The following is a 21,034-nucleotide window of genomic DNA, read 5'->3' on the forward strand; positions in this document are numbered from 1 at the left end:
TGTTATATCTTTTGTGTATGTTTTTGGCTAGTGAGTAATGAAAAGTTATTGAATAAATCATGAAAACTTTGAAGTATGAGGGGCCTGTAAAAGAGAGAGCGAAGCGAGTAATAGATTCTTGGGCTTGAACAGTGATACAAGTGAAAATTAAAGCATTCTAAATTAGTGACTAATTATATTTTTTATTTGTAACAGGAATGGTTGGGTTAATAAGCAACTCAACAAGTGATGTATTTTCTACTCCTTAACATGAAGTGAAAAAGTAAACTGAGTAATCAATCTAAATTCTGACTTGTTTATCAATAGCGCTCTGTATTTATTACAAAAAATGTTTGAATGGGATGCTCTGGCATATTTTCTTATATTCACATGTGATTCATTTCACGGCTTTAATTACTCATTCTTATTTATTTCATAAATAAACCTGATAGTAGACGCAAATGGCAGGCTCTAACCAGAGCTAAGTTTGCATTTACATAAATATCAGGTATGACAATGGACACGTTAATCAAACCCTCAATACTCGCATTAACCATCGCCAGTGCACTTAGTGCAAACGCGAACGCAGAGATTATTATTTCCCAATACGTAGAAGGCGGCGCTTATAATAAAGCGGTAGAGATCGCTAATACGGGTGATACTGCGGTGACACTCACTGGCTACGAGTTGGCGAAATCATCAAACGGTGGTGGTACTTGGGGTAGCACATTCGACCTTAGCCAAGTGACGCTACAAGCTAACCAAGTGTATGTACTGGCGCATGGTGACGCGAGCGATACCATCAAAGCTGTCTCGGATATCACAGATAAAAGCGTTGCGAACTTTAACGGTGACGACCCGATCGCACTGCTTAAAGATGGTGAAGTGCACGACATCATCGGTGTGATGGGTGACGTAGATTTTGGTAAAGACACCACATTAGTTCGTAACAGTGATGCACTAACCCCTTCTGCTACTTATGATGCATCTCAGTGGACGGCATTTGAGAAAGACAACATTGACGGCCTTGGTGAGCTAAATGCGACTGAGCCACCAGCACCATTCGCTTGTGAAGTCGACGGTCAGCAACCTAACTTCACTACCATCCAAGATATTCAAGGTGAAGGCGATACGTCTCCATTCATTGATGGTTACCCATACATTACTGACGAAGATCATTTCGTAACGGGTGTCGTGACTGCTGTTACCACTGGCCTAACCAAAGGTTTCTACCTACAAGCATTAGAAAGCGACAACAACGACAAGACCTCAGAAGGCTTGTTCATTCATACTGACGCGGCAGACACGGCGCTGAAAGCTGGTGACGTTGTTTGTGTGAAAGGTAAAGTTCAAGAGTATTACAGCAATACTCAGCTTGCTTCTGATGCTAACAGCTATGTGAAAACAGGCACCTCTGAAACCTCTCGAGTTACCGATCTTGTTATCAAAGAAGGTGAGACACTACGTGATGCGCTTGAGCGTCATGAAGGGATGCAAGTTGAGTTGACCTCGGCAAGTGACTTGTTTGTAACTCGCAACTTCTCTTACGACTACGATTCACGTCGTAACAATATGATGCTCTCTCATGAAGCGCCATTGTTAAAGCCGACTCAATTACACGCGGCAGAGAGCGATGCAGCCGTTGAGCTAGCAAAAGACAACGCAGCAAACCGCGTATACCTAGAATCAGATGGCAAAGCACCAAACGGCCAAATCCCATACTACCCAGATTTTGCTAAAGATGCAGACCAAGATGGCTCTTCAGAGCAGCACATTCGCCTTGGTTCTCGAGTAGAAGGTCTTCAGGGTGTCGTGGCTTACAGCTACAACGAATACCGCCTGATTGCGACCAATGAAGTCGATAACACCAACTTTGTGACTTCAGGTGAAGGCTTCGATGTGGCTCGTAAAGATGCCCCAGCGATTGCGAACTCAGATTTGCGTATTGCAAGCTTCAACGTACTGAACTACTTCAACTCCGTGGCTGACAGTGGCCATGAAAACCCAACCGGACAAAACCGTGGTGCGACTAACCTAGATGAGTTCCTGATCCAACAAGCGAAAATCGTTGCGGCGATGAACAAGATGGACGCTGACATCATTGGTTTGATGGAAGTGGAAAACAACGGCTTTGGTGATGGCAGTGCTATCCAAAACTTAGTTGATGCCCTAAATGCTGAGATTGATGACGCTGAAGCTCATTACACGTATGTCGAAATCGAAGAGCAAGACAAATACCAAGACGAATACTTTGGCAGTGATGCGATCATGGTGGCGATTTTATATCGTGCTAACGCAGTAACGCCAAAAGACGCTGCAAAAGTGATCATCACGCCAGAGCAGCACATTGCAGAAAACACAATTACTCGTAAAGAGGGCACAGAAAGTAACCCTGCTTACGATAAGTACCAACGCCATAGTCTACTTCAGACCTTTACGGTGAAAGAGACGGGTGAAGATTTGTCTATTGTCGTAAACCACTTTAAGTCGAAAGGCTCTGAGTGTATTGAAGAGTGGATTGCTGGTGTAGAAGATTCTGAGCCAGCGGATCTGCAAGGCAACTGTAACAACTTCCGCGTTTCTGCTGCGCACGCAGTGGGTGAAGCGTTGAAAGAGGTGAAAGGCGATGTATTGCTCATGGGCGACCTCAATGCTTATGGCATGGAAGACCCACTTCTGACACTGACTGATTACTCGAAAGAGAAATACGGCCGTGACATTTATACTGCTGCTTACACAACCATTGGTGATGGTGAACTTCAAGTAGAGAAGACCAAAATTGAAAAAGGTTACGGTCTGCACAATTTAAACACGTTGCTGCACGGCACTGATACGTTTTCTTACACCTATTCGGGCGAGCTGGGTAATTTGGACCACGCATTGGCAAGCAGCAGCCTAGCGCAAAAAGTGGTAGCAATTGAAGATTGGCACATCAACTCACTAGAGAGTAACTTGTTCGAATACAGCAGCAAGTACACAGGTGATATGCCGAAGTACAAAGATGCGTTCTCTGCCTCTGACCACGATCCAGTGATCATCGCGATTGATTTACCAGATACAGATATCGATCTACCAAGCTCAGGTGAAAACCTAGCAGTGGAAGTTCGTCTACCACCAAACGCAGTTGTCGGTGATATCGTGACGGTAAGCCTAACGGAAGCAACTCAAGCGGCGTCGTCAACGTCTGATACTGATGATTACGAAGCGAGTGCAACTCTGACACAAACAGACATTGATGCTCGTAGCGTGAGTGTGGAATTCGACAAAGCACCAACGGAAGGTCAGTACGTTCTAGAAGAGAAAGTGACAGATTCTACCGGTAACACGGTTAAGTTCAGTGATTCTCGCGATGTTACGCTAGAGCCGTCGAGCACTAACCCATCAGACGATGATGATGATGGTGGTTCATTTGGCTTTGGCGCGCTATTTGCGCTGCTAGGTCTCGGCTTATTCCGTCGTCGCCGCTAAGCGAATTTACTTCCTGACAAACAGTTCCTAAATAGCTGTAAAGACCAAAGGCCAGCCTATGCTGGCCTTTTTATTCAGCAAAAACTTGCCTTTCTTGCTTGGTATAGCAAAATACCGCCCTTGATTGTCACGAACGTGGCGATTCACTACGTAAGCATTGCCAAAACGGATTGGAGCAACCGACCCTTTATGTTGTTGATCATCGATAACTACGACTCTTTTACCTACAACCTTTACCAATACTTCTGCGAGCTTGGTGCAGACGTAAAGGTGGTGCGTAACGATGAAATCGATATCCAAGGCATTGAGGCGCTCAACCCAACTCATTTGGTGATCTCGCCAGGGCCATGTACGCCGAACGAAGCAGGTATTTCACTGAAAGCGATAGAACACTTCGCTGGTAAGTTGCCGATCCTAGGAGTTTGTCTTGGTCATCAGGCGATTGCACAAGTGTTTGGAGGGGAAGTGGTACGTGCTCGACAAGTGATGCACGGCAAGACCTCACCAATTCGTCACAACGGTCGCAGTGTGTTTAAAAATCTGAATAACCCACTCACGGTAACCCGTTATCACTCTCTTGTGGTGAAAAACGGTACTTTACCCGACGTGTTTGAACTGACCGCATGGACAGAACTGCCTGACGGAAGCATGGATGAAATAATGGGTTACCAACATAAAACCTTGCCAATTGATGCGGTGCAGTTCCACCCAGAATCAATCAAAACTGAGCAAGGTCACGAGTTGCTTGCGAACTTTTTAGCACGCAAAGCGATCTGATCGCGATCACTTTTCTTAACAAATCATTCATCTTTTTGCTGAGGTGAGCGGATTGCAAAACTATGCGATTCTCTCGAGTCTCTTTGTCTATTCATGTCTTTTTAAACCTTCTATCCCCTGTATTACATAACATTTATAAAAAATCACTTCTCTATTTTACTTTCTTGATGCATAAATAGTCATAAGCAGTGATTAATGGAAGTTGCTTTCGAGAACGAAAAGAATAAATCACTATTGAAATGGTTAATTAAATGTAAATACAATGCCGCAATAGCTTAAATGCAAAACATTATTTGCTGGCAAAGAGAGCCGGTTAAATTCGCTTATCTGCTACGCATGCGGTATCAAGAAGGAATGTGCAATGACAACGGAAATTAAAGTAGAGCGCGGTTTATTCGATGAGGTAATGGTACCTTGCTATAACCCGATGGAAATGATCCCTGTTAAAGGTGAAGGTTCACGTGTTTGGGATCAGGAAGGTAATGAATACATCGACTTTGCTGGTGGTATTGCAGTGAGCTGTCTTGGCCATTGTCATCCAGTAATGGTAAACGCGCTAACAGAGCAAGCTAACAAGCTTTGGCACTTAAGTAACGTTATGACGAACGAACCAGCCCTTCGTCTGGCGAAAAAGCTAACAGAAGTGAGTTTTGCTGAGCGAGTGTTCTTTGCTAACTCTGGCGCAGAAGCAAACGAAGCCGCTTTGAAGCTGGCACGTCGTTATGCAGCAGACGTTCATGGCACTGAGAAATCTGAAATCATTGCATTCAAACAAGGTTTCCACGGTCGTACATTCTTTACCGTAACGGTTGGTGGCCAAGCGGCATACTCTGACGGCTTCGGTCCTAAGCCAGGCGACGTGACACACCTTCCTTACAACGATATCGAAGCTTTACAAGCACACATGTCTGATCGTACTTGTGCGGTCATGATGGAGCCACTACAAGGTGAAGGCGGCATCGTGCCACCAACGCCTGAGTTCGCTCAAGCGGTTCGCGAGCTGTGTGACAAACACAACGCCTTACTGATCTTCGATGAAGTGCAAACTGGTAATGGCCGTACAGGTAACTTCTACGCTTACCAAGGTTTAGGTATCACGCCAGATATTCTAAGTACTGCGAAATCACTTGGTGGCGGTTTCCCAATCGGTGCAATGCTAACGACAGCAAAATTGGCAGAGCACATGAAAGTGGGCACTCACGGTTCTACATATGGCGGTAACCCACTAGCGTGTGCGGTTGCAGAAGCGGTTGTAAATGAAGTTACTAAGCCAGAGGTGTTGGCTGGTGTGCTAGAACGCGAAGCAATGTTTCGTGAAGGTCTAGAGAAGATCAACGCGAAGTACAACATCTTCTCAGAAGTGCGCGGTCAAGGCCTATTACTTGGCGCTGCACTAAATGAAGAATGGCAAGGCCGTGCGCGTGACGTGCTGGTTGCTGCAGGTAAACAAGGTCTCATGGTATTGGTTGCGGGTGCCAATGTCGTACGTTTCACACCATCACTCGTTATCACACAACAAGAAATTGAAGAAGGCTTGGCGAAACTGGATAAAGCGATCGCGACTTTAGTTTAAGCGCGATATCAGTTTAAACGTCAACGCAGACACCCCCGTCAAGGATCTCTGATGGGGGAATTGTTCCTACAATATAGTTAGGATCTTCTTGCATCTGGAGGGAGTATTGATGCTAGTAGTTCGCCCTATCGCGATGTCGGATTACGACGCACTGCACACTTGTGCGGTGGAGTCTGGTCACGGATTTACATCTCTACCGGTTAACGAAGAACTGTTAACCAATCGAATCAAACATTCAGAGTACAGCTTTGGTAAGCCAGATGTGGCAGAACCAGGCGATGAAGGCTACCTGATGGTTGGCTTTGACTCTGAAACGGGTGAGGTTGCGGGTACCACCGGAATCGAAGCATCTATCGGCTGGGATGTCCCATTTTACTCATATCACATTAGTAAAGTCGTGCACTCGTCGCCAAAGCTTGGCGTTAACAACGTCGTTAAACTGCTTACTTTTGGTAATAACTACACGGGTAACAGCGAAATTTGTACCTTGTTCTTGCGTGAGAAATTCCGCCAAGGTCTGAATGGTCGTCTAATGTCGAAGTGTCGTTTCCTAATGATGGCAGAGCACCCAGAGCGCTTCTCTGAAACGATCTTTGCGGAGATGCGTGGCGTTTCAGACGACGAGGGTAATTCACCATTCTGGCAATGGCTTCAAGAGCATTTCTTCTCTATCGATTTCACGCTTGCAGATTACCTGACAGGTATCGGCAAGAAAGGCTTTATCGCCGACTTGATGCCGAAACTGCCTATTTACATCAACCTGCTCAGCCCAGAAGCGCAAGCCGTGATTGGTCAAGTACATGACAACACGCGTCCAGCGCTGAAGCTGCTTGAGCGTGAAGGTTTTACCAACCGAGGCTACGTCGACATCTTCGATGGTGGCCCAACGGTTGAGTGTGATCTGCGTAATATTGAGTCGGTACGTCATTCATTCCGCGCGCAAGTCAAAATCTCTGAACATTCCAGCACACAAGACTTCTTGATGTGTAATTCATCTTTCGAGAACTTCCGTGCGACAGTCACTAAGGCGGCGTATGACGCAGAGACACAGAGCGTAATGATCGCACCAGACGTTGCGGATGCACTTTCGGTTGAAGAAGGGGATTTCGTTCGCCTTCTTCCGCAGTAACAGACGACAGAATTTAAGGATAGAAACAATGACACATTGGATTGCAGGTGAATGGGTACAAGGTCAGGGTGAAGCATTTACGTCTCTGTCGCCGTACAACCAAGAAGTGATCTGGCAAGGCAAAGGTGCAACGGCAGAGCAGGTGAACCAGGCGGTATCTGCAGCGCGTGAAGCGTTTATTGACTGGAAAAAGCGCCCATTTTCAGAGCGTGAGGCAATCGTGTTGGCTTTTGCGGAGAAAGTAAAAGAGAACAGCGAAAAAATCGCCGAAGTGATTGCCAAAGAAACCGGTAAGCCGATTTGGGAAACGCGCACTGAAGCAGCAGCCATGGCAGGTAAAATTGCCATTTCGATTCGCGCTTATCATGACCGCACTGGTGAGGTGAGCCGTGAAGCAGCAGGCAACCAAATCGTATTGCGCCACCGCCCATTGGGCGTGATGGCGGTGTTTGGTCCTTACAACTTCCCAGGCCACCTACCAAATGGTCACATTGTGCCTGCGCTACTGGCTGGTAACACGGTAGTCTTCAAACCGTCTGAGCAAACGCCATGGACGGGTGAATTGGCAATGAAGCTATGGGAAGAAGCCGGTCTGCCGAAAGGCGTGATTAACCTTGTCCAAGGCGCGAAAGAAACTGGTATCGCCCTCGCTGACGCTAAAGGCATTGATGGCGTACTGTTTACGGGTAGCGCGAATACGGGGCATGTATTACACCGTCAATTTGCTGGTCAACCGGGCAAGATGCTCGCACTAGAAATGGGGGGTAATAACCCGATGGTGATCTCTGATAAATACGGTGATTTGGATGCCACGGTTTATACCATCATCCAGTCAGCGTTTATCAGTGCTGGGCAGCGTTGTACGTGTGCTCGTCGTTTGTATGTACCATTGGGTGAAAAAGGCGATGCGCTTATCACCAAGCTCGTTGAAGCGACACGCAATATTCGCGTAGACCAACCATTTGCAGAACCTGCGCCATTTATGGGACCGCAAATTTCGGTCGCGGCAGCCAAGTTTATTCTTGATGCACAAGCTAATCTACAGTCTCTTGGCGGTGAAAGCTTGATTGAAGCGAAAGCAGGAGAGGCGGCGTTTGTTTCTCCAGGCATCATTGATGTAACGAACATTGCTGAGTTACCAGATGAAGAGTACTTCGGCCCACTTCTGCAAGTGGTGCGCTACGAAGGATTAGACAAAGCCGTGGCGCTAGCAAACGATACGCGCTTTGGCTTATCTGCTGGTTTGGTTTCAACCGACGACCAAGAATGGGAATACTTCGTTGACCACATTCGTGCAGGTATCGTGAACCGTAACCGCCAGCTCACTGGTGCAAGCGGTGATGCGCCATTTGGTGGTCCGGGGGCGTCGGGTAACTTGCGCCCAAGCGCTTACTACGCAGCAGATTACTGTGCGTACCCAATGGCATCAATGGAAGGTCAAGAGACTGTCTTGCCTGCAACATTGAGTCCAGGTGTAGCGCTATAAGTTTTAATAATAGAGTCGCAACTATGCATTGCGGCTCACCTTGCCGGCGCATCATTTAGGTATGGGTTGTAGTGATCGTTGGCAGAACACGAAAAGTGAGCAAAGACTCGGAAAAGCGTGTTGACTGACTGGCATTTACCGTCACAGGTTGATGGTTGCTCGTTCATTATTCTGGACAACTTTTGTTGTGAACGAGCAGCCAACTTCCGCTTACCTTTAAACTCTACATCTCGTAACAAGGAGTCGTTATGACGCCCGATGTGTTATTTGAATCGCTATGGCAAGATTACATTCAACGTCTTTGCCCTTCGGCGGCTAAAGTGCATCAGCTGCTTCAAGAAGATGAGCCTCTGATTAATGATCATATAGCTTTACGTACCTTCAATATCGCGCCTCTTGGTATTGAAACTCTAGCTAAGCCATTTGTAGCTATTGGTTACAAGGCGTGTGGTGATTACGTTTTCGAAAGCAAAAAGCTGATTGCTAAGCACTATGAGCACCCAGATCCGAAGCAACCTAAAGTATTTATTAGTGAGCTAAAAGTTGAAGAGTGCTCGCCTGAGCTACAAGAGATTGTGAAAAATTTGGTGGCACAAGTCGATGCTGACAAGCTGAACGATAGCGCATTCTTACATGGTGGACGCTTGTGGGATTTAAGCTTTGCTGATTACCAAACGTTGGCTAAAGAAAGTGAGTACGCATCTTGGCTTGCGGCGCATGGTTACGGAGCAAACCACTTCACGGTGAGCGTTAACCAACTCAATGAATATGAAGAAGTGAAGCAGGTAAACGATCATCTGCGTACCGCTGGGTTTACCATTAATGAAAATGGTGGTGAAGTGAAGGGCACTCCTGAGGTGTTGCTAGAGCAGTCATCGACCATGGCAGATAAAGTAGCGGTTCGTTTTAGCGAAGGCACTGAAATTATCCCTGGCGGGTTTTATGAATTTGCTAAGCGCTATCCGATGGAAAATGGTGATTTGTACCCAGGTTTCGTGGCCGCTTCAGCTGACAAAATCTTTGAAAGTACGAATGGCTAAGTTTTAGGGTTAACCTGTTAAGCTTACTCATTAGTGTTCGCTGCACCCTATCTCATTTGGTCATGAGTAAATAAAAAGCCACCAATGTTGCCATTGGTGGCTTTTATAATTTTGTTCGTGTCACTCTAGTTCGAGATTAACGAGTACCGTAAACCACGATGGTTTTACCGTGAGCAGAGATTAGGTTCTGCTCTTCTAGCATCTTCAAGATACGACCCACTGTCTCACGAGAACAGCCAACAATTTGACCGATTTCTTGACGAGTGATCTTGATTTGCATGCCGTCTGGGTGAGTCATTGCGTCTGGTTGTTTTGCAAGGTTCAGAAGCGTCTGAGCGATACGACCAGTTACGTCTAGGAACGCCAGGTCACCTACTTTTTGGCTAGTTACTTGAAGACGACGAGCCATCTGCGCAGAAAGGCGCATTAGGATGTCTGGGTTTACTTGGATAAGCTGACGGAACTTCTTGAAAGAAATTTCAGCAACTTCACAAGGAGATTTAGCACGAACCCAAGCTGTGCGCTCTTGGTCTTCCTCGAATAGACCAAGTTCACCAATAAAGTCTCCTTGGTTTAGGTAAGAAAGGATCATCTCCTTACCTTCTTCGTCTTTGATAAGAACCGCAACAGAACCTTTAACGATGTAGTACAAAGTTTCTGCCTTTTCGCCCGCGTGAATTAGCGTGCTCTTTGAAGGGTACTTATGAATATGACAGTGTGAAAGAAACCACTCTAATGTTGGGTCGGTTTGAGGTTTACCTAGAACCATAATATCTCACTTCCTCTGCAGGGTACGCTTGCGCTATCCATATTTTAGCTAAGCCTGAATTAGGCCTACTAGAATAAGAGCACTTTTTATATGCTGCAAGCTCTCTTGTGTTTCGGTAAGAAATAGTATCCTTTTTCGAAAACGATTTCTTGATTTTAATCGTGCCATGATTGAGATTTTGTAAGCAAAACTGTGCACATGATCACGGTATGAAAAGTAAACATCTTCGCAGGCAGGTTTTTAGCCAATTTTCCCTGTTTCGATGAGCTGTTGTAGGATAGGCCGAACTATGAGCTCCATTGCAAAGCTCATCTTACCGCCGGGTACGACAATCGTGTTGTGGCGTGACATGAATGAGCCATCAATCATGGCCAGCAGATATGGGAAGTCGACATTCTTGATACCGCGTAGGCGAATCACTACAAAACTCTCATCCAAACTAGGGATGCCTTTTGCATTAAGTGGGTTGGAAGTATCAACGGTCGGTACGCGCTGGAAGTTGATGTGAGTACGAGAAAACTGCGGAGTGATATAGTTGAGGTAATCGTCCATGGATCGCACGATTGAGTCCATTACCGCTTCACGCGAATGGCCGCGATCGCGAGTGTCACGTACGAATTTTTGTATCCACTCTAAGTTCACAATCGGCACCATGCCGATTAAGAAATCCACATGTTGAGCAACATTAACATCGCCATCGACCACGCCACCATGTAACCCTTCATAAAACAGCACGTCGCTGTTTTCGGGTAAGTCTTGCCACGGTGTAAACGTGCCTGGCATTTGATTGTAGGGAACCGCTTCGTCAAACGTGTGCAGATAACGGCGCACGCTGCCAGTACCATCATGCCCGAACTTACGGAAAAACTCTTCTAATCCCGGGAAGTCATTAGCTTGTGGGCCAAAATAGCTAATGTGTCGACCTTGCTCGCGGGCTTTGCGAATTTCGATGTCCATTTCTGGGCGAGTAAAGCGATGGAAGCTATCGCCTTCAACCCATGCGGGTTTAACGTTCATCATATTGAACATTTTACGGAAGGCTTCAGATGTAGTGGTCGTGCCGGCACCGGACGAACCAGTAACCGCAATAATTGGGTGTTTCGCTGACATGACAAACCTTGTCGAAAATTACTTACCTGTAATGTGCAGTAGAGTTACTACTGCACGGTCGATATCCCACTATAGCACGTAACAATACCTTGTCATCGAGTGGGATACGGTAAAATGTGAAGGGTCTAAAATTTTGTTTTATGCTGAATATCGACGGTTTCGTGTAGCTCAGAGAACACGATAACCGCTTCACCTTTTTCCAATTGAGCTTTAACTTGATCAATTTTGTCTTGCAAAGAAACCTCGACGGTTCCGTAATCCGTTCCTTCGCGTAAGACGAATTCACGAATTAAGTTTTCCAATGTTTCCGGCGCAATGTCTTGCCATGGAATGACCATAAATACCTCTAACTTTTATGATGAGCGGCTAGTTTACTGCGTTCGTTGCTTGGATACAGCAGAAAGGTAATCTGCGGCGATACTTTCGTAATACGCGGGCAGCGCTTCCTCCAACCAAAACTTAGGTTTTAACGCCGTTCCTGTTAGGAAGCCAACATGGCCACCGTGTTCAAAGAGACGGTAATCAATGTTATCTGGCAAAACAAACTTCGGTATCACATCATCGGTCATGAACGGATCGTCTTTGGCATGGATGATCAGTGTGGGTAGCGTGATTTGCTGTAGTTTACTTAAGCCAGAACATTGATCGTAATAATCTTGTGCGTCTTTAAAACCGTGCAGTGGTGCCGTGATCAAATCATCGAATTCATACAATCGAGTGACACGTTTTATTGAGTTGTAGGACAGCGCAAGCTCGCCGTGCAATAGATGATGCTTTTGTAACGCGTTACGTTTCAGTGAAGAAAGCAGGTAACGGCGATACACTTTTGAAAAGCCTTGTTCTATACGGTTTGCACACGCCGCTAGGTCTAAAGGCGCTGAGATAATAGTCGCTGCATTCAAAATAGGGTGGTTTTTATACTGGGCTAAATAATTCGCCAACATGTTACCACCAAGAGAAATACCAACTGCAACTTTGGGATTATCAGGAAAACGTTGTTCAAGGTGCTCTAGGAAGTAACGAGCATCCGTCACTTCACCCGAGTGGTAAGCTCGTGCTTTTTTGTTTGGTTTACCGCTGCAGCCACGAAAATGCATCATCACCGACAGCCATCCAGATTGAGCAAATGCATTCATTAGCCCATTGGCATAAGGGCTATAGAAGCACCCCTCTAATCCATGAAATAAAACAAAAATCGGCTTTTTTTGTGCAGGCTCTTGGGTTGGGTCCTCGCTCCACGCGAGATCGAGAAAGTCGCCATCGGATGTATCGAGGGTTTGCCAAATCGGCGTAAATAACGCTTTTTTGCGAATAAAACGCGGTAAAAGCGTTTGGAGATGCGGGTTTTTGATCCCGGCGGCTGGGAAAAATTGTGTCATACCTAACTGCTCTTATGCGGTCCTTCGGTGTCCGTTGAAGAACTTATTAATATAATCCTTTATAAAGATTATAGGTATTCTACAGATTTATGGGCGTTTTGGTGGTTGAATGTTTGGCACCGGAATAGCAAAGGCTTGCTGCAAATGTTCCCCACCGAGTTGACGACAGTATCTCAACGTCAGTGGGTCACCATCATTTTTGAGTAGTGCAAGTGAGTTAATGCAGTCCACCAAATCCGCTTGTTGCTGCTTTTCTAGTTGCAGCTCAAACTGCAAGGTCTCACGATACAAAGCGTCATTGACTTGAGACTTAAGGTGGCGACGAAGGTCGCGAAAGGAGTGAAGTAAAGTTTCGCTCCTACCTAGACAGTCTTGCACCAAGGGCCAGTCTTTTTCTTGGAAAATGAGTTGCTGCTCATCGAGCCATCTGAGCAGCAGGAGTAGGTTCACGTTACCGTGGTAGTTGTTTTGCAATGATAAGCACGCTTCCTTCACTTCTCGCACACCATAAAATTGCAGACTGAACTGCCAAAGGTGTTCTAGGGTGAGTGTGTATTCAGCGTGTTGATTACTCATTGATTAAACTCTAGCTCCATCTGCTCCAATGTTTCTTGAGCAGACATCCATTCCATTTCAATTTCTTCGAGCTCAGCCTTACTAGAAGCTTGAAGTGCCAGCACTTGGTTAAGTTTAGCTTTATTTTCGGCCGCATACAGTGAGTTGTCCGCCAATTGTTCTTCAGCTTCGGCCAGTGCAGCACCTAACTTATCCATTTTATTTTCTAGTTGTGTCAGCGTTTTGCGAATTGGCGCTGTCTGTTTTCGAAACTCTGCATCGCGACGTTTTTGCTCTTTTTTCGCTGCCGCGCTGTTGGCGCTATCTTTGGCTGGCTGTGCGGCTTGTGCTTCTTTGCGTTCCGCTCTTTGTTGTTCGGTTAACCATTTGTAATAGTCATTTAAGTCACCGTCGAACGGAGCAACTTGTCTATCATGCACTAAATACAAGTCATCGGTCGTAGCGCGCAGTAAATAGCGGTCGTGTGAAACAATCACCATCGCACCTTCGAATGTTTGCAGTGCCATCGTCAATGCTTGGCGCATGTCCAAGTCTAAGTGGTTGGTCGGTTCATCAAGTAGCAACAGGTTTGGCTTTTGCCACACAATTAAAGCCAATACCAAACGGGCTTTTTCGCCACCAGAAAACGGCGCAACTCTTTCTAGTGCTTTGTCACCTTGGAAGCCAAAGCTACCTAGGTAATCACGTAGCTGCTGTTCGGTTTGATCGGGTGCGATTTGCATCATGTGTTGCAGCGGCGTTTCTTCAGGGTGAAGCGTTTCTAACTGGTGCTGAGCGAAGTAACCAATTTTCACGTCTTGTGAGTAAGTTAGGTCACCACCTTGCGCGTTAAGTTCACCAGAGAGCAGCTTGATTAAGGTCGATTTACCCGCACCATTACGGCCGAGTAGACCAATACGACTGCCAGGAACCAAGTTCAAGCGGATCTTCTCTAAGATGAGGTTGTCACCGTAACCTGCAGATACTTCATCCATCATCATGATTGGGTTTGGCAGCGCAGCTGGCTCACGGAATTGAAAGCTAAATGGGTTATCGAATTGAGCTGGCAGTACTTTTTCCATGCGCTCCAAAGCTTTGATACGGCTTTGGGCTTGGCGTGCTTTTGATGCTTTGTAACGGAAGCGGTCGATGTAGCTTTGCATGTGCGACATCTGCTTCTGTTGCTTTTCAAACATCGCTTGTTGTAACACCATTTTTTGCGCACGTTGGTTTTCGAATGACGAGTAGTTACCCGTGTATTCGTTCAGCTGCTGATTCTCGATGTGAATGATGCGACCAACAATTGGATCAAGGAAGTCTCGGTCGTGCGAGATCAGAATCAGCGTGCCAGGGTAGTTTTGTAGCCAACGTTCAAGCCACATTACCGCGTCCAAATCCAAGTGGTTGGTTGGTTCGTCGAGTAGCAGTAGATCAGAACGACACAATAGCGCTTGAGCCAAGTTAAGACGCATACGCCAACCACCCGAGAATTGGGTCAAACTCCAACTCATTTGCTCTTGGCTGAACCCTAAACCATCGAGCAGTTCTGCCGCGCGAGCGCGAATGCTGTAACCACCAATGGTTTCAATTTTACCGTGTATCTCGGCAACTAGGGTTCCGTTGTCTTGTGTTTCTGCTTCAGCTAACTGCTTTTCGAGAGCGCGGTATTCGCGATCACCATCAATGACGTATTCCAGTGCAGTGCGCTCTAGCGCAGGCGTTTCCTGTGCGACCCAGGCCAACTCCCAATGTTGAGGTTGGCTAAATGAGCCTGCATCAATTGACAGTTCATCTTTCAGTAGGGCAAACAGCGTTGATTTACCGCAGCCGTTTTTGCCCACAAGACCGACTTTATCGCCAGGGTGAATAGTCGCAGATGCTTGGTCTAAAAGAGGTTTACCGCCACGCAGTAACTGAATATCAGAGAAGGTAATCATAAAGTTTTCATTCACTTTGCGCAGTGCGCGTTGCTTGGTTACATAGCGAAGTGGTTTCAATCGTTTTTAAAGCCACTTGGGTATATATCTAGCGGTGAATAGTAGGGGTATTGGCCGGAAAAGTCGATTGATTCGCTTTAATTGCATTATGCTGTACAAAAAAGTATAACAATTTGATAACGGATAAAAATAACCACAAGGACGACCATTTGGCTGTTGCACCGTCTATTCTCCCAAAAGTTCTGGTCATTTATGCTCATCCAGAGCCACATAACTCGATTGCCAATCAAGTGATGATAAAAAAAGCTCAGTCGCTTGATCACGTCACTGTGCACGATCTTTACGGTGTTTACCCCGATTTCTTTATTGATGTGAATTACGAACATGAGTTGTTGCTCGCTCACGATGTGATTGCATTTCACCACCCACTTTATATGTATTCATGTCCAGCCCTATTAAAAGAGTGGCTAGACCGAGTGTTAGGTAAAGGCTTTGCGTTTGGCGGAGGTGCGGCGCTAGAAGGAAAATACTGGCGCAGTGTCATTACAACAGGTGGTAAAGAAGAAGCCTTCAGCGCGAAGGGGTACAACAAATACCCACTTGAGCAAATCTTGCAACCGTTTGAACTGACGGCAGCCCTATGTCAAATGCACTGGATTGAACCACTGGTGTTGTATTGGTCAAGAAATGTTTCGGATATTGAACGCTACGAACATGCCGAGTTATACCGTGGATGGCTGAGTAACCCACTTGAAAACTGGCAAGCGGCAGAGCGAGGAGGTCAGTATGGCGATCACCAGTGAGTTTCTTCAAAGCAGTGTGGTCTTTCTTTCGGCTGCGGTTATTGCGGTGCCGATTGCTCAGCGCCTTGGGCTTGGCTCGGTTTTAGGTTATTTACTCGCTGGTGTGTTGATTGGCCCATGGGGGCTTGGCTTAATTAGCGACGTTGATGCCATTTTGCATTTTGCCGAGCTTGGGGTTGTGTTGTTACTGTTTTTGATAGGGCTGGAATTAAACCCTAAAAAATTGTGGCAGATGCGAGGGCCGATTTTAGGTTTAGGCGGTGCGCAGGTTGTGGTCACGACCGCCGTGATTGGTAGTGTCGTCAGTATGTTTGGCGTAAGCATGCAAGTGAGTTTAGTGATCGGGATGGGGTTGGCGCTATCCTCGACGGCGATTGCGCTTAAAGTCATTGAAGAGCAAGGGCTTAATGGTACCGAAACGGGGCAATCTGGTTTTGCGGTGCTGCTCTTTCAAGATATTGCAGTGATCCCGATGCTGGCGATGTTGCCCTTGCTAGCAGGCGGGCATAGTGGTGGAAGTTGGTTGGATGTCTTCACTATTTTAGGCAGTGTGGTAGCACTGTTGATTGGTGGTCACTTTTTACTACGTCCGCTATTTCGTTTTGTCGTGATGAGCGGCGTTCGTGAGCTCTTTACCGTTGCTGCACTTTTAGTCGTGCTTGGCATTTCGGTCGTGATGCAAAAGCTCGGCCTTTCGATGGCATTGGGGACTTTTTTAGCAGGCGTTTTGCTGGCAGAGAGTGAGTATCGCCATGAGTTGGAAATCGCTATCGAGCCATTTAAAGGTCTGTTGTTGGGGTTATTCTTTATTGCGGTGGGCATGGCGGTAAACTTGGGGTTATTGGCATTACATCCTTTAGAGATTCTCGGTGCGGTGGTGGCTTTGGTCGTGGTTAAGGGTTTGGTTTTGTATGCATTGGCGAGAGCTGCCCGTGTCGGAGCCAAAGCGAGAAGCCGTATGGCTGCAATTTTGAGCCAAGGCGGTGAGTTTGCCTTTGTCATATTTACCGCGGCGAGCCAAGAGGGCATTTTGTCCAAAGAGCAAGTGGCGTTTCTGTTGGTGGTGGTCAGTCTATCCATGGTGACGACTCCTCTTTTGCTGATGGGACAAAAGAAGTGGTTTGCTCATACCCTGAATCAAGAAGAAGAGGGCATGACCACGAAAGTCGTGGATCGCCGACCACGCGTTATCATTGCAGGCTTTGGACGTTTCGGTCAGATCGTCGGACGTTTAATGTATGCCAATAAAATCAAAGTGACAGTATTAGAAAGTGATGCCAGCCAAATCCACCTATTACGTAAGTATGGTTACAAAGTGTTTTATGGCGATGCTACACAAATTGACCTATTGAGGGCTGCTGGCGCTGATAAAGCGGAAGCATTGATTATTTGTACTAATTCACCTGATGAGGTGATGGCCATCGTGGACATTTGTCGCGTGCACTTCCCGAAACTTAAGTTGTTAGCCCGAGCAAGAAGCCGTGTCGAGGCTTACCAGTTAATGAGTCATGGTGTAGAGAATTACTCTCGTGAAACATTTTTAGGGGCGCTAGATCTCGGTCGCCAAGCGCTCGTAGAACTGGGTATGCATCCTTATCAAGCAAAGCGGGCAGAAGCACATTTTCGCAAGTTAGATAATGCTATGCTTAAGGACTTATTGCCTCAACACAATGAAGATAAGAAATTAGCTCAAAGAGCGAAAGAGGCCCGCAAAGAGCTAGAAGAAATATTTGGTCGTGAAATGGAGAGCGACCATCAGTCACCTAATCATTGGAAGTAGTACTTGAGCCAAGACTCAAGCTAAGGAAATAGCGTGAAAATCAAGAAACGTTTTATTGCCGGCGCTAGCTGCCCAAATTGCAGCCAGCAAGATACCCTGCGCTGGTGGATTGAAAATAACATCGAATTAGTTGAGTGTGTCGAGTGTGAGTTTACAGAGCAGCGTAAACCACAATCTGTAGAGAAAAATAAACACTCAGATCAGGAAATGATCGGAATTTTTAAGCCGGAGTAATTGAACTTCGATAATTGATCCCCATAATACACCCAGATATCTCAGTACTTAACCCCATTCAGGTTAAGTCAATTAATCTCCCTGGAGTTAGTATGAAAATTGAAAAGAACGTTGTTGCAAGCCTTGCATACAAAGTAATGATGGAAGATGGTGTCGTTGTTGATCAATCAACAGCAGAAGCACCTCTAGATTACCTTCACGGTCACAACAACCTAATCACAGGTCTTGAAAAAGAACTTGAAGGTAAAGTGGCTGGCGACAAGTTCTCAGTAACGGTAGCTCCTGAAGAAGCTTACGGTGAGCACAACGATGCGCTAGTACAGCGCGTTCCTGCGGACGTGTTCCAAGGCGTTGAGCAAATCGAAGTGGGCATGCGCTTCCTAGCTGACACTGACCAAGGTCCAATCCCTGTTGAAGTAACAGAAGTTGACGGCAACGAAGTGGTTGTTGACGGTAACCATATGTTAGCTGGTCAAACACTAACTTTCGAAGTAGAAGTTATGTCTACACGTGAAGCAACAGCAGAAGAGATCGAACACGGTCACATCCACCAAGGTGGTGGCTGTTGTGGTGGTCACGATCATGACCACGATCACGAAGAAGAAGGCGGCTGCTGTGGCGGCGGTAGCTGTGGTTCTCACTAATCATAAGCTCCTTCACTAGATAATCTTATCTAGCAAAGCTTTGAAAAGCGCAAGTTGAGTTTTCAACTTGCGCTTTTTGTTTATCTAAGGTGTAGTGCCAACCATACAAGGAATAACAGTTGGACAAAGTGATGACGAAACCTTTCTCGATTGCCATTCATGGTGGTGCGGGCACCATCTTGCGTGAACAGATGAGCGATGAGCTGCAACAATCCATCTTGGCGGATTTAGAAGCTGCGGTAAAAGCGGGACATCAAATTCTAGACACGGGCGGTGAAGCCTTAGATGCCGTCGTAGCGGCAGTGAAAGTATTGGAAGACTCTCCTAACTTTAATGCGGGTAAAGGCTCAGTGCTGACCAACAACGAAATGGTTGAAATGGACGCTTCTGTGATGGATGGGCGAAACCTTGCAGCAGGCGCGGTCGCTGGGGTTCGTCATATCAGAAACCCAATTGAGCTCGCTCGTGACGTGATGCGAAACAGCAATCATGTGCTGTTGGTGGGTGAGGGCGCAGAGAAGTTTGCTTTTGAGCAAGACCATGAGTATACCGAGCAAGATTACTTCTTTACTGATCGCCGTTATGAGCAGTTGCTGTCTATGCGTGAGAAAGGACTGTTTGCTTTGTCGGAATCTCGTTACCCAGATGACCGTAAGCACGGTACGGTTGGTGCGGTAGCGTTAGATCAACAAGGCAACTTAGCCGCTGCCACCAGTACGGGTGGCGTGACGAATAAGAAATACAACCGAGTCGGAGATTCGGCTCTTATTGGTTGTGGTACGGTGGCCGAAAATGGCGTCGTGGCAGTTTCCACTACGGGTGTCGGCGAGTTCTTTATTCGTAAACGTGTTGCGGAAGACGTTGCAGCACGTATGCGTTACTTACAAGAAGATATTCATACGGCTTGTGAACACATTATCCAAGGTGATCTCAAACAGATGGGCGGAGAGGGCGGTTTGATTGCCATTGATGCTAAAGGTGAGATGCACTTTGCGATGAACAGTTCTGGCATGTACCGAGCAGGCATTAATACGCAAGGCGAGCTGAGCGTTAAAATCTACGCCGACGAATAGCTTCCTCTTGAGTACCTTCTTAAGTAATTAATACAACAAAGCCCAGAACATGTTCTGGGCTTTATGCTATTTGAGCCTGCATTTTAATAATGCGGTGGTGGGGTTTCTTCTGACGGATCGGCTAAATTCGACGAGTCCATATTTTTTACTTTACCTACCACATATTTCATCTGATCGAGCATCTTGGTAATTTGCAGTTGTTGCTGCGATAAAGCTCCGTTCAGATCTTCAATAGTCTGTTCTTGGAACGCAAGCTGACATTCTAAGTCATTAATGCGTGCTTCCAATTGCTGAATGATTTTTTCTGTCATGATCCGTTCTCTAACTGCCAAGCTTGGGCAATACCTGCTGAAGTAGCAGTAATTACGCGTTGTTTTGAATCAAAGGCTGCATCATACACGACCGCACGGGGAGGGCGAGTGTCTTTTTTGGGCTCCACTTCAAATCCACTCATTCGTTTTCCGGTTTGAGTATCCCATATCGACACACGGCCAGAAGGGCTTCCTGTGACTAGTTGAGTCCCGTCGTCAGAAAATCGTGCGGTAGAGAAAATTAATTGGCGTGACCAACTGCTCAACTGTGTGACTTCTTGTCCAGTTTTTAAATTCCAAACAATCGCTTGGTTTCCGCCATCAGATGTCATTGCTAATTTTCCATCTCTTTGCAGGGCCACGCGAACAATTCGTTGTTCATGTTCGAAGGTTCGTAGTACTTGTCCGGTTTCGGTATCCCACAGATACGCTTTATAGTCATTACCTCCGGTTAGGGCGAAGCGCCCATTAGGAGAAATGGCCACGGAATTGACTTTTTCACGATGCGCAAGGAACTCCATGCGACGCCCGGTGACTAAGTTGACATAAATTGCTTTACCGTTGGATAACCCAAGCAGAACTTGTTCACCATTACTGGTGATATCAACGTCGCGAATGAGCGCATCAGAAATAGACCAAAGGCCTTCGGATTGCGTCCAGCCTAGGTCCCAAACTGCGAAGTTCATTTGGCTTGCTGTAATTGCGTAGCGACCATTGTCAGATATGCGGATATGGGAAACCACATTGGCATCGGCATCGAGTTCACCCAGGTTGGCTAGTTGTTCATTTTGCTCTAGGTCCCACAACATCAAATGACGTTGTTGAGAATAGAGCAGAGCAAACCGTCCATCTCTGCTAAGTGCGAAGCTCGTCGCACCTTGAGGTTCTATCGGCCAACGCTGCACTTCACGCTCGGCGAAAAAGCAACCATTTAACGTGGTGATGACAATTAAATATAGGAATAAATGAAAAATTCTTTGCATCACA

Annotated in this window: 19 protein-coding genes; 11 read left to right on the plus strand and 8 right to left on the minus strand. The window is 46.4% G+C overall.

Annotated features, from left to right (window positions below; all coding sequences use genetic code 11):
- The first annotated feature begins 495 nt into the window (after positions 1-495).
- The 6 genes from R7R24_RS22875 (at position 496) to R7R24_RS22900 (ending at position 9,452) form a co-directional block, all read left to right on the plus strand.
- Positions 496-3,447 carry an ExeM/NucH family extracellular endonuclease gene (locus R7R24_RS22875; RefSeq protein WP_206947095.1) on the plus strand — a complete coding sequence of 984 codons (2,952 nt, stop codon included), beginning with the start codon at positions 496-498 and terminating at the stop codon, positions 3,445-3,447.
- A gap of 189 nt (positions 3,448-3,636) precedes the next feature.
- Positions 3,637-4,224: an aminodeoxychorismate/anthranilate synthase component II gene (locus R7R24_RS22880; protein ID WP_053303043.1), complete on the plus strand. Its 588-nt coding sequence runs from the start codon at positions 3,637-3,639 to the stop codon at positions 4,222-4,224.
- Positions 4,225-4,585: 361 nt separating this feature from the next.
- Positions 4,586-5,797 carry an aspartate aminotransferase family protein gene (locus R7R24_RS22885; protein ID WP_005381420.1) on the plus strand — a complete coding sequence of 404 codons (1,212 nt, stop codon included), beginning with the start codon at positions 4,586-4,588 and terminating at the stop codon, positions 5,795-5,797.
- Positions 5,798-5,906: 109 nt separating this feature from the next.
- Positions 5,907-6,926, plus strand: coding sequence for an arginine N-succinyltransferase (gene astA, locus R7R24_RS22890; RefSeq protein WP_005381422.1), 1,020 nt, complete (start codon positions 5,907-5,909; stop codon positions 6,924-6,926).
- A 28-nt stretch (positions 6,927-6,954) separates the two neighbouring features.
- Entirely contained in the window at positions 6,955-8,412 is a 1,458-nt protein-coding gene (astD, locus tag R7R24_RS22895) for a succinylglutamate-semialdehyde dehydrogenase (protein ID WP_054579318.1), read from the plus strand.
- Between the two features lie 248 nt (positions 8,413-8,660).
- Positions 8,661-9,452, plus strand: a complete 792-nt coding sequence (locus R7R24_RS22900) for a DUF1338 domain-containing protein (RefSeq protein ID WP_054579317.1) — start codon at positions 8,661-8,663, stop codon at positions 9,450-9,452.
- Between the two features lie 136 nt (positions 9,453-9,588).
- Here R7R24_RS22900 and crp read toward each other — a convergent pair whose 3' ends face one another.
- From crp to R7R24_RS22930, 6 genes are all read right to left on the minus strand, one after another.
- Positions 9,589-10,221, minus strand: a complete 633-nt coding sequence (gene crp, locus R7R24_RS22905) for a cAMP-activated global transcriptional regulator CRP (RefSeq protein ID WP_005381432.1) — start codon at positions 10,219-10,221, stop codon at positions 9,589-9,591.
- 240 nt (positions 10,222-10,461) lie between these two features.
- On the minus strand, positions 10,462-11,331 hold the full coding sequence (locus R7R24_RS22910) for a phosphoribulokinase (protein ID WP_005381434.1): 870 nt from the start codon (positions 11,329-11,331) through the stop codon (positions 10,462-10,464).
- Between the two features lie 125 nt (positions 11,332-11,456).
- Positions 11,457-11,669, minus strand: a complete 213-nt coding sequence (locus tag R7R24_RS22915; RefSeq protein WP_054579316.1) for a YheU family protein — start codon at positions 11,667-11,669, stop codon at positions 11,457-11,459.
- A 33-nt stretch (positions 11,670-11,702) separates the two neighbouring features.
- Positions 11,703-12,710 (minus strand): hydrolase, encoded by a 1,008-nt coding sequence (locus tag R7R24_RS22920; protein ID WP_054579315.1) that lies wholly within the window; start codon positions 12,708-12,710, stop codon positions 11,703-11,705.
- An 87-nt stretch (positions 12,711-12,797) separates the two neighbouring features.
- Positions 12,798-13,286, minus strand: coding sequence for a TIGR02444 family protein (locus R7R24_RS22925; RefSeq protein WP_033907158.1), 489 nt, complete (start codon positions 13,284-13,286; stop codon positions 12,798-12,800).
- On the minus strand, positions 13,283-15,202 hold the full coding sequence (locus tag R7R24_RS22930) for an ABC transporter ATP-binding protein (protein WP_318119653.1): 1,920 nt from the start codon (positions 15,200-15,202) through the stop codon (positions 13,283-13,285). Before R7R24_RS22930 ends, R7R24_RS22925 begins: the two co-directional genes overlap by 4 nt.
- A gap of 209 nt (positions 15,203-15,411) precedes the next feature.
- Between R7R24_RS22930 and kefG the strand changes: the two genes are divergently transcribed.
- The 5 genes from kefG to R7R24_RS22955 all read left to right on the plus strand — a co-directional run bounded on the left by kefG (position 15,412) and on the right by R7R24_RS22955 (position 19,736).
- Entirely contained in the window at positions 15,412-16,005 is a 594-nt protein-coding gene (gene kefG / locus R7R24_RS22935; protein ID WP_054579313.1) for a glutathione-regulated potassium-efflux system ancillary protein KefG, read from the plus strand.
- A complete protein-coding gene (gene kefB / locus R7R24_RS22940; RefSeq protein ID WP_318119652.1) occupies positions 15,989-17,785 on the plus strand; it encodes a glutathione-regulated potassium-efflux system protein KefB in 1,797 nt (598 codons plus the stop codon). Before kefG ends, kefB begins: the two co-directional genes overlap by 17 nt.
- A 33-nt stretch (positions 17,786-17,818) precedes the next feature.
- On the plus strand, positions 17,819-18,019 hold the full coding sequence (locus tag R7R24_RS22945; RefSeq protein WP_005381449.1) for a YheV family putative zinc ribbon protein: 201 nt from the start codon (positions 17,819-17,821) through the stop codon (positions 18,017-18,019).
- Positions 18,020-18,111: 92 nt separating this feature from the next.
- Complete coding sequence (gene slyD, locus R7R24_RS22950) at positions 18,112-18,663, plus strand: peptidylprolyl isomerase (protein ID WP_005381451.1); 552 nt, start codon at positions 18,112-18,114, stop codon at positions 18,661-18,663.
- A 131-nt stretch (positions 18,664-18,794) separates the two neighbouring features.
- Entirely contained in the window at positions 18,795-19,736 is a 942-nt protein-coding gene (locus R7R24_RS22955; RefSeq protein ID WP_054579335.1) for an isoaspartyl peptidase/L-asparaginase family protein, read from the plus strand.
- An 83-nt stretch (positions 19,737-19,819) separates the two neighbouring features.
- Here R7R24_RS22955 and R7R24_RS22960 read toward each other — a convergent pair whose 3' ends face one another.
- Positions 19,820-20,047 (minus strand): SlyX family protein, encoded by a 228-nt coding sequence (locus tag R7R24_RS22960; protein ID WP_005381455.1) that lies wholly within the window; start codon positions 20,045-20,047, stop codon positions 19,820-19,822.
- The gene (locus R7R24_RS22965) at positions 20,044-21,030 is read right to left on the minus strand and encodes a WD40 repeat domain-containing protein (RefSeq protein WP_017633742.1); all 987 of its coding nucleotides are present in this window, start codon (positions 21,028-21,030) and stop codon (positions 20,044-20,046) included. The genes R7R24_RS22960 and R7R24_RS22965 overlap by 4 nt, the downstream gene beginning before the upstream one ends.
- Positions 21,031-21,034 lie beyond the last annotated feature (4 nt).

Source organism: Vibrio sp. 704 (assembly GCF_033339295.1).

Coding starts and splice junctions, on each gene's coding strand:
- R7R24_RS22875 (WP_206947095.1), top strand. CDS start 496: ATGGACACGTTAATCAAACCCTCAATACTCGCATTAACCATCGCCAGT.
- R7R24_RS22955 (WP_054579335.1), top strand. CDS start 18,795: ATGACGAAACCTTTCTCGATTGCCATTCATGGTGGTGCGGGCACCATC.
- R7R24_RS22930 (WP_318119653.1), bottom strand. CDS start 15,202: ATGATTACCTTCTCTGATATTCAGTTACTGCGTGGCGGTAAACCTCTT.
- R7R24_RS22900 (WP_054579317.1), top strand. CDS start 8,661: ATGACGCCCGATGTGTTATTTGAATCGCTATGGCAAGATTACATTCAA.
- kefB (WP_318119652.1), top strand. CDS start 15,989: ATGGCGATCACCAGTGAGTTTCTTCAAAGCAGTGTGGTCTTTCTTTCG.
- crp (WP_005381432.1), bottom strand. CDS start 10,221: ATGGTTCTAGGTAAACCTCAAACCGACCCAACATTAGAGTGGTTTCTT.
- R7R24_RS22960 (WP_005381455.1), bottom strand. CDS start 20,047: ATGACAGAAAAAATCATTCAGCAATTGGAAGCACGCATTAATGACTTA.
- R7R24_RS22915 (WP_054579316.1), bottom strand. CDS start 11,669: ATGGTCATTCCATGGCAAGACATTGCGCCGGAAACATTGGAAAACTTA.
- R7R24_RS22885 (WP_005381420.1), top strand. CDS start 4,586: ATGACAACGGAAATTAAAGTAGAGCGCGGTTTATTCGATGAGGTAATG.
- R7R24_RS22925 (WP_033907158.1), bottom strand. CDS start 13,286: ATGAGTAATCAACACGCTGAATACACACTCACCCTAGAACACCTTTGG.
- R7R24_RS22920 (WP_054579315.1), bottom strand. CDS start 12,710: ATGACACAATTTTTCCCAGCCGCCGGGATCAAAAACCCGCATCTCCAA.
- slyD (WP_005381451.1), top strand. CDS start 18,112: ATGAAAATTGAAAAGAACGTTGTTGCAAGCCTTGCATACAAAGTAATG.
- astA (WP_005381422.1), top strand. CDS start 5,907: ATGCTAGTAGTTCGCCCTATCGCGATGTCGGATTACGACGCACTGCAC.
- R7R24_RS22910 (WP_005381434.1), bottom strand. CDS start 11,331: ATGTCAGCGAAACACCCAATTATTGCGGTTACTGGTTCGTCCGGTGCC.
- R7R24_RS22965 (WP_017633742.1), bottom strand. CDS start 21,030: ATGCAAAGAATTTTTCATTTATTCCTATATTTAATTGTCATCACCACG.
- R7R24_RS22880 (WP_053303043.1), top strand. CDS start 3,637: ATGTTGTTGATCATCGATAACTACGACTCTTTTACCTACAACCTTTAC.
- astD (WP_054579318.1), top strand. CDS start 6,955: ATGACACATTGGATTGCAGGTGAATGGGTACAAGGTCAGGGTGAAGCA.